The sequence below is a fragment of the Duganella sp. BJB476 genome (assembly GCF_003416895.1).
Classification (GTDB): domain Bacteria; phylum Pseudomonadota; class Gammaproteobacteria; order Burkholderiales; family Burkholderiaceae_D; genus Rugamonas.
The window spans coordinates 467,018-479,729 of sequence record NZ_QVIO01000002.1 but is presented as its reverse complement, the minus strand read 5'-3'; the positions used below and the strand labels follow the sequence as shown (position 1 = coordinate 479,729).

12 protein-coding genes are annotated in these 12,712 nt (G+C 65.4%); 4 read left to right on the top strand and 8 right to left on the bottom strand.

Features of this window, described 5'->3' with window-relative positions; translation table 11 throughout:
* Window positions 1-3: 3 nt before the first annotated feature.
* Window positions 4-603: a YdeI family protein gene (locus D0T21_RS11660; RefSeq protein WP_116989684.1), complete on the top strand. Its 600-nt coding sequence runs from the start codon at window positions 4-6 to the stop codon at window positions 601-603.
* Window positions 604-613: 10 nt separating this feature from the next.
* Here the strand turns inward: D0T21_RS11660 and D0T21_RS11655 are convergent, their stop codons facing one another.
* From D0T21_RS11655 to D0T21_RS11625, 7 genes are all read right to left on the bottom strand, one after another.
* The gene (locus D0T21_RS11655; RefSeq protein ID WP_116989685.1) at window positions 614-2,230 is read right to left on the bottom strand and encodes a methyl-accepting chemotaxis protein; all 1,617 of its coding nucleotides are present in this window, start codon (window positions 2,228-2,230) and stop codon (window positions 614-616) included.
* A 226-nt stretch (window positions 2,231-2,456) separates the two neighbouring features.
* Window positions 2,457-2,744 (bottom strand): hypothetical protein, encoded by a 288-nt coding sequence (locus D0T21_RS11650; protein WP_008447145.1) that lies wholly within the window; start codon window positions 2,742-2,744, stop codon window positions 2,457-2,459.
* 180 nt (window positions 2,745-2,924) lie between these two features.
* Window positions 2,925-3,620, bottom strand: a complete 696-nt coding sequence (locus tag D0T21_RS11645) for an ABC transporter ATP-binding protein (RefSeq protein WP_116989686.1) — start codon at window positions 3,618-3,620, stop codon at window positions 2,925-2,927.
* 16 nt (window positions 3,621-3,636) lie between these two features.
* Window positions 3,637-4,431, bottom strand: coding sequence for a phosphonate ABC transporter, permease protein PhnE (gene phnE / locus D0T21_RS11640; protein ID WP_116989687.1), 795 nt, complete (start codon window positions 4,429-4,431; stop codon window positions 3,637-3,639).
* Complete coding sequence (locus D0T21_RS11635) at window positions 4,428-5,255, bottom strand: ABC transporter permease (protein WP_116989688.1); 828 nt, start codon at window positions 5,253-5,255, stop codon at window positions 4,428-4,430. Before D0T21_RS11635 ends, phnE begins: the two co-directional genes overlap by 4 nt.
* Window positions 5,255-6,073, bottom strand: coding sequence for a phosphonate ABC transporter ATP-binding protein (locus tag D0T21_RS11630; protein WP_116994404.1), 819 nt, complete (start codon window positions 6,071-6,073; stop codon window positions 5,255-5,257). The genes D0T21_RS11635 and D0T21_RS11630 overlap by 1 nt, the downstream gene beginning before the upstream one ends.
* A gap of 3 nt (window positions 6,074-6,076) precedes the next feature.
* The gene (locus D0T21_RS11625; protein ID WP_116989690.1) at window positions 6,077-6,952 is read right to left on the bottom strand and encodes a putative selenate ABC transporter substrate-binding protein; all 876 of its coding nucleotides are present in this window, start codon (window positions 6,950-6,952) and stop codon (window positions 6,077-6,079) included.
* Between the two features lie 156 nt (window positions 6,953-7,108).
* On the opposite strand from D0T21_RS11625, the gene egtD reads away from it, so the two are divergent.
* A complete protein-coding gene (gene egtD, locus D0T21_RS11620; protein WP_229211446.1) occupies window positions 7,109-8,122 on the top strand; it encodes an L-histidine N(alpha)-methyltransferase in 1,014 nt (337 codons plus the stop codon).
* A 15-nt stretch (window positions 8,123-8,137) separates the two neighbouring features.
* Window positions 8,138-9,391 (top strand): ergothioneine biosynthesis protein EgtB, encoded by a 1,254-nt coding sequence (gene egtB / locus D0T21_RS11615; protein WP_116989691.1) that lies wholly within the window; start codon window positions 8,138-8,140, stop codon window positions 9,389-9,391.
* Between the two features lie 3 nt (window positions 9,392-9,394).
* Here the strand turns inward: egtB and D0T21_RS11610 are convergent, their stop codons facing one another.
* Entirely contained in the window at window positions 9,395-10,993 is a 1,599-nt protein-coding gene (locus D0T21_RS11610; protein ID WP_116989692.1) for a cytochrome c peroxidase, read from the bottom strand.
* Window positions 10,994-11,146: 153 nt separating this feature from the next.
* Here D0T21_RS11610 and D0T21_RS11605 point away from each other — a divergent pair, with 153 nt between their 5' ends.
* Entirely contained in the window at window positions 11,147-12,706 is a 1,560-nt protein-coding gene (locus tag D0T21_RS11605; protein WP_116989693.1) for an ATP-binding protein, read from the top strand.
* Window positions 12,707-12,712: the final 6 nt, after the last annotated feature.

The window sequence follows — 12,712 nt, the reverse complement described above, 5'->3', positions numbered from 1 at the left end:
ATCATGCCCACCATCGATCCACGCGTCGACGCCTACATCGCCAAGTCCGCCGAATTTGCACAACCCATCCTCAAGCACCTGCGCGCCGTCGTGCACGAGGCTTGTCCCGACGTCGAAGAGACGATGAAATGGAGCTTCCCGCACTTTATGTACAAGGGCATGATGTGCGGGATGTCGGCCTTCAAGGCCCACTGCGCGCTGGGCTTCTGGAAGGGCGAGCTGCTGATGGCCGATGAGGCCAACCGCGAAGCGATGGGGCAGTTCGGCCGCATCGAAACGGTCAAGGACCTGCCGTCCAAGAAAGTCCTGACCGGCTATATCAAGAAGGCGATGAAGCTGAACGACGACGGCATCTCCGCGCCGGCCCGTGCCAAGCCCGCCGAACCGCGGCCGCTGGTCATCCCCGACGACTTCACCGAAGCGCTGCGCGCGGTGCCGGCCGCGCAGCAGCACTTCGAAGCCTTCAGCCCAAGCAAGAAGCGCGATTACGCGGAATGGATCGCCGAGGCCAAGACCGAGGCCACCCGCACGCGCCGGCGCGAGCAGGCGGTCGAGTGGATTGCCGAGGGCAAGGCGCGCAACTGGAAGTACGAGAAGTGCTGATCTAATTCGCCTAGCCGGCCAGCAGCGCCGGCTTGCGGCCGCCGCGCGCCAGCACCGGCCGCGCCGCCGGATCCGCGTGCAGCTTGAACACCTGCACCGCCGCGGTCAGGTGTTCGGCCTGTTGTTGCAGGCTGCCTGCCGCCGCTGCGGCCTGTTCCACCAGCGCTGCGTTCTGCTGCGTGACCGCGTCCATCTGCGATACCGCCTGGTTGATCTGCTCCAGGCCCTGCGTCTGTTCGCGGCTGGCGGAACTGATCTCGCCCATGATGTCGCTGACGCGCCGCACGCTGTCGACGATTTCCGTCATCGTGGTGCCGGCCTCGCTCACGAGGCGGTTGCCGATGGTGACCTGGCCGACCGAGTTGTCGATCAGGGTCTTGATCTCCTTGGCGGCGCTGGCCGATCGCTGCGCCAGGTTACGCACCTCGCTGGCGACCACCGCGAAGCCGCGTCCCTGTTCACCGGCGCGCGCCGCTTCCACCGCGGCATTCAGCGCCAGGATATTGGTCTGGAAGGCGATGCCGTCGATGACAGCGATGATGTCGACGATCTTGCGCGACGAGTCGTTGATCGAGTTCATGGTGTCGACCACCTGCGACACCACGTCGCCACCCTTGGCCGCGACGCTGGTGGCGGTGGCCGCCAGTTGATTGGCCTGGCGCGCGTTGTCGGCGTTGTGCTTGACGGTGGAGGTCAGCTCCTCCATCGAGCTGGCGGTTTCTTCGAGCGAGCTGGCTTGCTGCTCGGTGCGTGCCGACAGGTCCAGGTTGCCGGTGGCGATCTCGCCGCAGGCGGTGGCGATTTCGTCGGTGCTGTGACGCACCTGGCCGACGATCTTCAGCAGGTTGTCGTTCATATTGCGCAGCGCCAGCATCAGCTGTCCGGTCTCGTCGGCCGACTCGACTTCGATCGACGACGTCAGGTCGCCCTTGGCCACCTGCTGCGCCACGTCCAGTGCGGTGCGCAGCGGCCGCGAGATGATGCGCGCCACCCACATCGCCAGTATCATGCCGCCCACGATGGCGGCGGCCAGCAGGCCGATAGTCCACATGCGCGAGCTGGCGAACACCTTGGCCGCTGTCTGCCCCGACTGGTCAGCGCCGTCGAGATTGATTTTGACCAGTTGATCGATCTGCGTGCTCAATTCGCCGAGCTGCCGCGCCGAGTCGCCGGACAGCAGCGCCTTGGCATCGTCGGTCTTGTCCGGGCCGGCATTCAGCAGGGCCATCAGCTTGCCATGCGAAGCCAGGTACGCAGCCATCGACTTGACCATCTCGGCATGCACCCGTTTCTCCTCAGGCTCGGACACTTGCGCTGCGTAGGCTGCGGCATCCTTGTCGAGCGCGGAGAGGGCGCTCGCCATGCGCGTGTTGATGTTGGTGCGCGCCGGCCCCTCGCTGTAGAGGAAGGACGAGAGTTCCCAGCGGCGCACTTCGAGCAGGTCGGACTTGACCGTCATTACGGTGCGCACGCTGGGTAGCCAGTTGCTATACAGGTCTACGGTGGAACCGTTGATGGTGCCCATGTTGGCGATCGAGATGATGCCGTTGGCTAGCATCAAGCCCAGCACGACCATGAAGGAGGTGACCAGCTTGGTGGCGATTTTCAGATCGTAGAACCATTTCATGATGTTTTCCTTTGACGGGCAAAAGAACATGCGCGATACGGGGGACGGACCGTGGAAATCAGTATAAGCCTGATTTTTTGTCGCCAAGTATCAAATTGAAATGTGTGGAAGAGGCGCTACAGGAGGGGTAATGCGGCGTTCAGCGGGGTTTGGGCTGTACGCAATGCATTAGAGGGCGCCGGATACCGCATGCCGGCGCCTGGCATGGCAAGATCAGCTGGGCTGCTCAATGCATAGACGCGGTCGACAGATCCTTCAATTCCCGTATGCTGATATCTGACTTTTCATGCATACGCAGCAGGATAGTAGCCCCGACGGCCAATTTCCGGTGTCGGATCTTGCTGATGATGGGTGGCTGCACCTCTAAAACTCGGCAGAGTTCTGCGTCGTTTTTCAGGTTCATCTTTTCGATCAAAGTGTCAAGAAGCTTGTTCGGAACAAAACTGGAAGGTTCCAGTGCCCGAGCGCGGTTCATGGCTTCGATCAGTTCCAGCTTTTTTTGCCGTACGTTCATGATTGCTCCTCCTTTGCTCAAAACGTGAAAAAAATTAACGTTTCCCGGCAAGGCTAGCGTCCACACTTTTTTGGTCTGAATGTGGTACGCAACTCAACATTCTTGATAACCATGCAAGTTGGTTTCAATAATACTACGCTGAGAAAAGATTGGGAGGGTTTGATAAAAAAATTATCTTGTTTATTGCTTAAACGGGTTGACGATTGTTGTTTCTTGTATGCCTGATTTTGAAAGTTGTAGGGTTTTGTCTGTCATTCCGGCCGCCGCCTGCGAATGCGTGACCATGATCGCGCACGCGCCGGTGGCTTTGATTTCACGCCGCAGCAAGGTCAGGATGCTGTGGGCGGTATCCGGATCGAGATTGCCGGTCGGTTCGTCGGCCAGCACCAGGGCCGGGCGGTGCACCAGCGCGCGGGCGATCGCCACCCGCTGCATTTCGCCGCCGGACAGCTGATGGGGGAAATCGCCGCCGCGGCCGCCGAGCCCCACGGCCTCCAGCATTTCCGCCGCGCGCTCGGTCGGCAGGCCGTTCAACAGCAGCGGCAGGGCGACGTTTTGCAGCAGCGTCAGGTGCGGCAGCACGTGGAAGGCCTGGAAGATGAAGCCCATGCGCGCGCGCCGCAGCCTGGTGGCGGCGTCGTCGTCCAGGCCGGACATCGGCACGCCGTCGACGATGATGGGCGAGTCGCCCGGTGCGGAGTTCGGGCTCACATCCGGGGTATCGAGGCCGGCGATCAGGTTCAGCAGCGTCGATTTGCCGACGCCGGAGTCGCCCATGATGGAGACGAATTCGCCGGCCTTGAAGTTCCAGGACAGGTTGGACAGCACCGGACGGCCGCTGGCATAGGACTTGGACAGGTTGCGCAGTTCGAGCATGGGGTTTTTATCGGGATTAGCGGGTGAGCACGCGGCGCAGCGCGAAGCTGATGCCGTCGACCAGAGCGACCAGCAGCAGCATGGCGACGATGACGGTGGCGGCCTGCTGCATCTGGAACAGCGACAGGTGGTACTTGAGCATCTGCCCCAGGCCGCCGGCGCCGACCACGCCGAGGATGGCGGCGGCGCGGATGTTGTTCTCCCAGCGGTACAGCGTGTAGGACAGCATCTGCGGCAGCGTTTGCGGCAGCGTGGCGTAGAAGAAGGCGGCGCCGGCGGAGGCGCCGTTGGTGCGCAGGCTTTGCTCCGGCAGCGGCGCGGCGTTTTCCAGCGAGTCGGCGAACAGGCGACCCAGCACGCCGGCGGTGTGCGCTGCCAGCGCCAGCGTGCCGCCGAACGGCCCCAGGCCGCAGGCGATCAGCAGGATCGAGGCCCACACCAGCTCCGGGATGGAGCGCAGCACGTTGAGCAGGGCGCGCATCAGCGCGCGCGCCGGGCGGCCGAAGCGGCCGGACGCGGACAGCGAGAAGGCCAAACCGGCCAGCACCGCCAGCAGCGTGCCGAGCGCGGACATGGCCATGGTCTCGACGGCGGCCCAGCCGGTCTTGACCAGGAAGGGCGTGGACAGGTCGGGCGGCGCGAAGCCGGCCAGCAGCTCCAGCGTGCTGTTGACCGCTTCCAGCGTGAAGAACTCGCGCCACTTCAAGGGCAGCGAGGCGAAGCTGGCGACCACCAGCACCGCCACCATCGCCAGCATGGCCAGCACGGTCCAGTCGCGGCGCGGCGGCTTGGGCATCATGGGATGGTTCATCCGAGGCGCCTCCGCAGGATCTTGGAGAACTGGTCGGCCAGCGCCACCAGCAGCACGAACACCAGCAGCATCGACGACACTTCGGCGCCGGCCAGCATCTTCATCGATTCGTCCATGCGCTGACCGAGGCCACCGGCGCCGACGAAGCCCATCACCACCGAGCCGCGAATCGCGCATTCCCAGCGGTAGACGGTGTAGGACATCAGTTCCGACGCCGCTTCCGGCAGCGCGCCGTACAGCAGCGCGGCCAGCCGCCCGCTGCCGTTAGCCAGCAGCGTGTCGCTGGCATGGGCGTCGGACGATTCGAGGATTTCAGCGTAGACCTTGCCCAGCATGCCGCAGTAGGTGAGGGCGATGGCCAGCACGCCGGCCGTCGGTCCCAGGCCGATGATGCGCACGAACAGCAGCGCCCACACCAGCTCCGGCACGCTGCGCAACAGCACCAGCGTCCAGCGCACCGTCTGTCGCACGATGCGCGCCATCGGCCGCATGCGGCCGGTGCCCAGGCGCGAGATCGACAGCTGCTCGCTGATGATCAGCGCGGCGGGGATGGCGCCCAGCAGGGCCAGCGCCAGGCCGGAGGTGGCGATGGCGATGGTCAGCCAGGTCTGCTCCAGCAGCATGGTGAGGAATTCGGCGCCGTGCGCCGGCACCAAAAAATCGGCCAGGAAGCGGCCGGTGGAACTGAGGCTCTGCCAGTCGAACAATATCCACGGCTTGAATTCGGTGACCACCAGCGTCGGCCACAGGAGCAGCAGGCAAACGGCGGTGGCGACGACGCGGCCGCGCCAGGCCGGATCGGGATGGGCAGTCAATGTCGCCATTACAGACAGGCGCCGACGCCGAGCTTGACGGCCATGGCCTCGTCCAGCGGCCGCGGGCTGGCGGCGGGTTGTTCGCCCTGGTACAGCGCGGCGATCATGTCTGGGGTGACCTGGGCGCGCGGCAGGTCGAATTCGATGCGGCCGTCGCGCAGGGCGATGATGCGCGGGAAATGGCTCAGCGCCAGGTCGACCTGGTGCAGGCTGCAAATCAGCGTGGCGTTGCGCGCCCTGGCTTCATCGCGCAGCGTGGTCAAGGTCAGTTCGGACAGCACCGGGTCGAGCGCGGACAACGGCTCGTCCACCAGCAGCGCCTTGGCCGGCGACAGCAGCAGGCGCGCCAGGCCGCAGCGCTGGCGCTCGCCGCCGGACAGGCGGTCGACGCGGGAATACAGTTTGTCGCCCAGGTTGAAGCGCGACAGCGCCTGCCACGCCGCTTCCGGGTCGGCCGGCTTGACCAGCGATACCAAGGCGCGCCACAAGCTCCATTGCGGCAGGCGCGCGGCCAGCACCGCCGTCACCACGCGCTGGCGCGGCGGCAGCGGCGGCGTCTGCGGCGCCAGGAACAGCTGCGCGCGCAGGCGGTGGCGTTCGGCGTGGCCCAGCGCCCACGGGTCGACGCCGAAGGCCTGGAAGCTGCCTTCAGCCGGCTGGTGGGCGCAGGCCAGCGTCGCCAGCAAGGTGGTCTTGCCGGCGCCGGACGGGCCGATCAGGGCCAGTTGCTCGCCCTGTTGTATCGTCAGTGAGATCGCATGCAGTGCGGCCGCCCGCGATGCGCCGAGATGGCGCACCGTCAGGTTCTGCAGGTGGTAAGTGGACATCGATTACTTCTTCAGCAGGCCCGCGTTTTGTGCAGCGGCTTCGATCGCGGTGTAGTTCTCGGCCTTGGTCGGGATGAACTTGGAGGCGCGCTGCAGGTCCATGATGACTTTGTCCTGCGGGTTCTTCGGATCCAGCGCCAGGAAGGCGTCGGTCAGTTTTTTCTTCAGGTCGGCGTTCATGTCGGTGCGCACGCTCCAGTTGTAGTCGTAGTAGCCTGGCGTGGTGTAGAACACGCGGACCACGGCCGGATCGACCTTCTTCTCGGCGATCAGTTTTTCCCAGACCGAGATGTTGAGCGCGCCGGCATCGACCTTGCCGCCTGCGACGGCGGCTACGGTGGCGTCATGCGCGCCGGAGAAGGCGATGCGTTTCAGGTCGGTGTCCGGGTTGATCTTGGCGGCCAGCAGGAAGGAGCGCGGCATCAGATGGCCCGAGGTCGACGATTCCGAACCGAAGCTCAGCGTGTGGCCCTTCAGGTCTTCCAGCTTGTTGATGTCCTTGTTGGTGGTGATGAAGACCGAACGGAACTTTTCGTCTTCGGCGCGCTGCACCAGCGGCGTGATCTGGTTCTTGCTGCGGTCCTTGGCTTGCACGAAGGTGAAGCCGCCGAACCAGACCATGTCGACCTTCTTGTTGATCAGCGCTTCGACCGAAGCGGCGTAATCGGTGACGGGGGTGAACTCAACCTTCATGCCGATCTTCTTCTCCAGGTACTCGCCCAGCGGCTTGAACTTGCGCTGCAATTCGGTCGGCGCCTCGTCCGGGATGGCGGACACGCGGAACACGTGGTCGGCCGACTGGGCCTGGGAGTGGGCCGCTGCCAGCATCAGGCCGGCGGCAAACAGGGATTTGATCGTGCGCATGGCGGAGAATGTCATAGTCGTGTGCCTTTTTTGTAAGATTTGTGCTTCTGTTGCGACGAATGTGAAGGGCCGCACAGTTTTGTCGGCCCGGCGCTGCAAAATGGATATTCGGCTATCATAACAAAAATGTTATCCGCAAATGGGATGACCTCCTTTAAAGGCAGAGCTTCTATGCAGATGTCCCGCTCCTCGGCGATCCGTGTTGTTTCGCCCGACGCAAGCAACACGCCAGCGCCGCCGCAGCAGCAAGCTGCGCACGGTAGTGCCGAGGTGGTCGCTGAGATCAGCGCCGGCCTGCTGGCCGCCAAGCCGCACATTTCGCCCAAATACCTGTACGACGGCCTCGGCTCCAAGCTGTTCGAGGCCATCTGCGAACTGCCCGAATATTATCCGACCCGTACCGAGGCCGGCATCTTCGCCGGGCACGGCGCCGACATGGCGGCCGCGATCGGCACCGGCGCCACGCTGATCGACCTTGGCGCAGGCAATTGCGCCAAGGCCGCCAGCCTGTTCCCGCTGCTGCAACCGGCGCAGTACGTGCCGGTCGATATCTCGCGCGATTTCCTCACCGAGGCGGTGAGCCGCTTGCAGCAGCGCTTTCCCGATATCGAGATGACGGCGCTGGGGCTGGACTTTTCCCATGGCTTCGAGCTGCCGGACAGCGTGCGGCAAGGCCGCCGGGTGTTCTTCTATCCGGGTTCGTCGATTGGCAATTTCTCGCCGGAGCAGGCGGTCGATTTCCTGCGCGGCCTGCGCGCCAACGGAGGCGTGGACGGCGGCCTGCTGATCGGCGTGGACCTGATCAAGGACAGCGCCGTGCTGGACGCGGCCTACGACGATGCGCTGGGCGTCACGGCGGCCTTCAACCTGAACATGCTGCGCCATCTGAATCACCTGATCGGCGCCGACTTCGATGTCGCCCAGTGGCAGCACCGCGCCTTCTTCAACGAGGCCGACAGCCGCATCGAAATGCACCTGGAAGCGCGCGCCGCGCTGACCGTGCGCTGGGCCGGCGGCGAACGCCATTTCGCGCGCGGCGAGCGTGTCCACACCGAGGACAGCTACAAGTACACGCGGCAGTCCTTCGTCAACCTGCTGGAGCGCGCCGGCTTCGCCACGGCCCAGGTATGGACCGATCCGTCGAACTGGTTCGCCGTCATCCACGCCAGGGTTATCCCTGCCTGAAAGCCGATCACGCCCATGGACATGCGCCCACCGCAGCAAGACCTGCACGCCCGCTACGACAAGGTTCGCCGCCGTTCGCTGGCGCTGGCCGAACCGCTGACCGACGAGGACTGCGGCGCGCAGTCGATGCCGGACGCCAGTCCGATCAAATGGCACCTGGCCCACACCACCTGGTTCTTCGAGACCTTTATCCTTGAACGGATGGAGGCCGACTTTGCGCCGTTCCATCCGGCGTTCCGGGTACTGTTCAATTCCTACTACAACGGCATCGGCGAGAAGCATCCGCGCGCGCAACGCGGCTTGCTGACACGGCCGGCGATGGCACAGGTGCGCGCTTATCGCGCCGACGTCGACGCCCGCGTGGCCCGCCTGCTGGCCAGCGATCTCGATGCGGAACAGCGCGCGCAGCTGGCGATGCTGGTCACGCTGGGCTTGGAGCACGAGCAGCAGCACCAGGAGCTGATGCTCACCGACGTCAAGCACCTGCTGGCGCAAAGCGCGCTGCTGCCGGAGTACATGGACGTGCCGCTGGAGCAGGCCAAGGCGGCGCCGGCGATGGCATGGCTGCCGTTCGCGGGCGGCCTGACTGATATCGGACATCACGGCAGCGGTTTTTGCTTCGACAACGAACTGCCGCGCCACAAGCAGTACGTGGCGCCGTTCGAAATGGCGTCGCGATTGGTGACGAATGGGGAGTACCTGGAGTTTATCGCCGCCGGCGGCTATTTCAACGCGGCGCTGTGGCTGGCCGAGGGGTGGGACTGGGTGCGCAGCCAGAACCTGAATAGTCCGATCTACTGGCAGCAGGACGAACAGGGGCAATGGCGGGAATTCACGCTGCACGGCGCGCAGCCGCTGGACCTGTCGCGGCCTGCGACGCATCTGTCGCTGTTTGAAGCGGATGCTTATGCCCACTGGGCCGGCGCCCGTCTGCCGACCGAGGCGGAATGGGAATTCGCCGCCGCGCAGGCGGAGGTGGAAAACGGCACGCTGCATCCGGCAGGCGCCGCCGATGACGACGGCCTGCTGCAAATGTTCGGCCACTGCTGGCAGTGGACCAGCAGCAGCTACGCCGCCTATCCCGGTTTCCAGAGCGCGCCCGGTGCGCTGGGCGAGTACAACGGCAAGTTCATGTTGAACCAGTACGTGCTGCGCGGCTCGTCCTGCGCCACGCCGGACGGCCATGCGCGCGCCAGTTACCGGAATTTCTTCCCTGCCGGCGCCCGCTGGCAGTTCACCGGTATCCGGCTGGCGCGCCTGGCGCCTTAAGCTTTATAGCGCTTTCATGAAGGCCGCCAGGTCGGCTGCCTCCTGCGCGGTGAAGCCGATGTTGAAGCGTTTGTCGTAGAAGGTCACGACGTCTTCGATCGTATGCACCGAGCCGTTGTGGAAGTAGGGCGAGCGCGATTCGATGCCGCGCAGGCTCGGTACTTTGACGCGGCCGATGTCCTTCCATTTCCCCGTTTGCATGGCCGCACCCGGATCGGTGGTGGCGACCGTCTCGCCGCTGACGTTGTTGCGCAGCGTGTAAAGCGGCATGTCCGCCGTGCGGCGCGCGCCGTCCGATACGCCGGTGTTGAACATGCGGACCACCGAATGCGTGCCGGAGTTGGGCGTGTCGTGGCAGCTGGCGCAGGAGCCGCGCTGCAAGGGGCGCCGCAGTTCGTCGTTGAAGCCGGCCACGCCGCTGATGTTGAACGGCTTGTTATTGAAGATTTGTTCGCCGCGCGCGATCGAGGCGCGCGCCAGGTTTTGCGGGCTTGGGGCGGCCGGCGGCGGTGGGGCGGGGCGGCCGCGTGCCGGTGGTGGAGGCGGCGGTGCAGGGCGGTCCAGGTTGCGCCAGGCGCCGAAGATCGCCATCACGTTGCGATTGAAGGGCGCGCCGGTCTGGTAGTCGCCGGACTCCAGGTCGTTGATGCCGAAGTAGAAGGCGTTGGCGGCCAATCGCGCAGGTCCGCCCAAGGCTCCCGCGTCGGTCAGGCTGCCGGCATCGATGGAGCTGACCTGGGCGGTGAACAGCGTTTTCTCGAAATCGACGATGGCGCGCTGCTCGGCGGAGGTCAGGTCCTGCGCCGCTTGCGCGTGGCCGCGCACCGCGCTGTTGGCCTGGTGCTGCAGGCTGGCGTCGAGGGTGGCGAAGCACTGCGCGGGCCGCACGTCCTTCAGGCACAGGGCGGAGGCGGGATCGCTGGCGGTTTCGCGGCTGTCCCACATGACGCTGCTGTCGAATTTGAGGTTGGTGGTGGGCAGCGGACGGCGGAACAGTGACAGCTCCTTGGCGCTGGCGTAGTTGTAGGGGTCTTCGGTTTTGACCAGCGAGAATTCGGCGCCGGCCGGCATCGGCAGGCCGACGCGGATCAGGCCTTTGGTCAGCAGCATGCTATAAGCGACGCGCTTCTGGTCCAGCGTGGCGGTGGCCGCCAGCGGCGATACGGCGCCGTCCACCAGGCGGAATACCGGATCGGTTCCGTTGCTGTTGGCGAAGCGGACGGCCAGCTTGTCCGGGCCTATGCTCCAGCCGTTGTCGGGCTGGTGGCAGGTGGCGCAGGAGCGGCCGTTGCCGAATGGTTTGAAGAAGGGATTGGCGGTGTCCACCGCGCCCACGCTGCTGAAGGTGAGGGAGGCGCCTTCATCGTTCGGTACCGGTGCCAGCACCACGGGCGGCGGGACCGCTGGCGCCGGCGCTGCCGCCTGTACAGCCGCTGCCTGCACGGTGATCGCCGCCAGTGTGGTGGCGGCCGGTGCGCCACCTTGCAGCACGCGCGCGGTGGCGCTGGTCGTGGTGTCCGCCGTCGGATCGCTGCCGCCGCATGCGGCCAGCAGGGCTGCGGCGGCGATGGCCGGTGTCAGGTAAAGCGCGCGTTGATACATGGTGTTCTCCGTCTGGTGTGATGACGGTGCGAGATTGACGCCCAATTGTGTAGAAAAAATGAAGGCCGGCGGCGGTGTCGCGTTTTTGTCAGTCGCTCATAATTTCTCCACATTTGGCGGTTATGATGGAGGCATGAAGCCAAAGAGCCAGCCATGCGGTTGACCATCGCCCGCAAGATCGCGCTGGCGGTCATCGCTATCGTCATCCTGTGCGTGGGCACGATGGCGTGGGTCGCCAGCAGTAATCTCAAGCGCGGTTTCGTCGCTTATCTCAACGATCTTCAAGTCCAGGACTTCGACCAGCTGCGCGAGCTGCTGGAGGACCGCTATCGGACCGAGGGCAATTTCGATTGGCTGCGCGGGCAGCCGCGCGCGCTCGGCGAACTGCTCAACAGGATCACGCCGCGCAGCCAGGTCTTCGAGCCTGATGGCGACGCGCGCCGTCCACGCCGCGAACGCCGACCGCCTCCGCCGCCGCGAGGCCACCCGGCTCCGGAACAGGAAGGCGAGCAGGGCGAGTACGGCAATCCAGCCAGGCCGCCGCGCCGCGAGCCGCCGCCGGAAGCCGGTCTGCCGCCACCGGAAGCCCGCCCCGGCGAAGCGCCGCCGCGCCGCAACGACCCGATGGACTTCGCACAACGCCTCTCCATCACCGATGCCCAGGGCCATAAACTGATCGGTCCTCCGGACATCCAGGTCGGCGCCGAACGCGCCATCAAGGTCGATGGCGTGGTGGTCGGCCATATGCGCCTGATGCCGCTGCGCGAAACAGGCGGCGCCGACGCCAGCGCCACCGTCTTCCTGCGCGAGCAGCTGCAATCGATCCTGTTGCTGTCGGCCGGATTGATCGGTCTTGCCGTGCTGGCGGCGATCTGGCTTGCCCGTCATCTGCTGCGGCCAGTGGCTGCACTGCGCGATGTCACGGCGCGGCTGGCGCTGGGCGAGTTGAGCGCCCGCGCACCCTTGCTGTCGCGCGACGAAGTGGCGGAACTGGCGCTGCACGTCAACGCCATGGCCGAAGCGCTGGAGGACAGTGAACGCCAGCGCCGCAAGATGCTGGCCGACGTGTCTCACGAGCTGCGCACGCCGCTGACGGTGATACGCGGCGAGATCGAGGCGCTGCTGGACGGCATCCGCAAGGCCGACGCCAACGCGCTGCAATCGCTGCATGCCGAGGTGCTGCGCCTGAATAAGTTGGTCGACGACCTGCACCAGCTGACCATGGCCGATGCCGGCGACCTGTACTACCACTGGCATGAACTGAACCTCGGCGAGCTGCTGCGGCCCACGCTGGAACGCTACCAGCCGCGCGCGCAGGCGTGCGGGCTGGACCTGAGCTGGAGCCTGCCGTCCGCGCCCGTGGTGCTGCAAGGCGATGCCGGCCGCTTGCAGCAGGTGATCACCAACCTGCTGGAAAACAGCCTGCGCTACACCGACAGCGGCGGCCAGGTCGTGGTCGCGCTGAGCTGCGCCGGCGGCTTCGCCGAAGTCGTGGTGGAGGACAGCGCGCCGGGCGTGCCTGCCGCCGTCCTGGGCAGCATCTTCGAGCGGCTGTACCGCGTGGACGGCGCCCGCGCGCGCGAACGCGGTGGCAGCGGACTGGGACTGGCGATCTGCAAAGCGCTGGTCGAAGCGCATGGCGGCAGCATCGTCGCCGCGCCGTCGGTGCTGGGTGGCGTCAAGATGCTGGTGCGTCTGCCGTTGAAAACATAGGAAGCG

Bases quoted from the DNA above. Each gene is read 5' to 3' on its own strand.
- D0T21_RS11660 (WP_116989684.1), top strand. From the start codon at position 4: ATGCCCACCATCGATCCACGCGTCGACGCCTACATCGCCAAGTCCGCC.
- D0T21_RS11655 (WP_116989685.1), bottom strand. From the start codon at position 2,230: ATGAAATGGTTCTACGATCTGAAAATCGCCACCAAGCTGGTCACCTCC.
- D0T21_RS11650 (WP_008447145.1), bottom strand. From the start codon at position 2,744: ATGAACGTACGGCAAAAAAAGCTGGAACTGATCGAAGCCATGAACCGC.
- D0T21_RS11645 (WP_116989686.1), bottom strand. From the start codon at position 3,620: ATGCTCGAACTGCGCAACCTGTCCAAGTCCTATGCCAGCGGCCGTCCG.
- phnE (WP_116989687.1), bottom strand. From the start codon at position 4,431: ATGAACCATCCCATGATGCCCAAGCCGCCGCGCCGCGACTGGACCGTG.
- D0T21_RS11635 (WP_116989688.1), bottom strand. From the start codon at position 5,255: ATGGCGACATTGACTGCCCATCCCGATCCGGCCTGGCGCGGCCGCGTC.
- D0T21_RS11630 (WP_116994404.1), bottom strand. From the start codon at position 6,073: ATGTCCACTTACCACCTGCAGAACCTGACGGTGCGCCATCTCGGCGCA.
- D0T21_RS11625 (WP_116989690.1), bottom strand. From the start codon at position 6,952: ATGACATTCTCCGCCATGCGCACGATCAAATCCCTGTTTGCCGCCGGC.
- egtD (WP_229211446.1), top strand. From the start codon at position 7,109: ATGCAGATGTCCCGCTCCTCGGCGATCCGTGTTGTTTCGCCCGACGCA.
- egtB (WP_116989691.1), top strand. From the start codon at position 8,138: ATGGACATGCGCCCACCGCAGCAAGACCTGCACGCCCGCTACGACAAG.
- D0T21_RS11610 (WP_116989692.1), bottom strand. From the start codon at position 10,993: ATGTATCAACGCGCGCTTTACCTGACACCGGCCATCGCCGCCGCAGCC.
- D0T21_RS11605 (WP_116989693.1), top strand. From the start codon at position 11,147: ATGCGGTTGACCATCGCCCGCAAGATCGCGCTGGCGGTCATCGCTATC.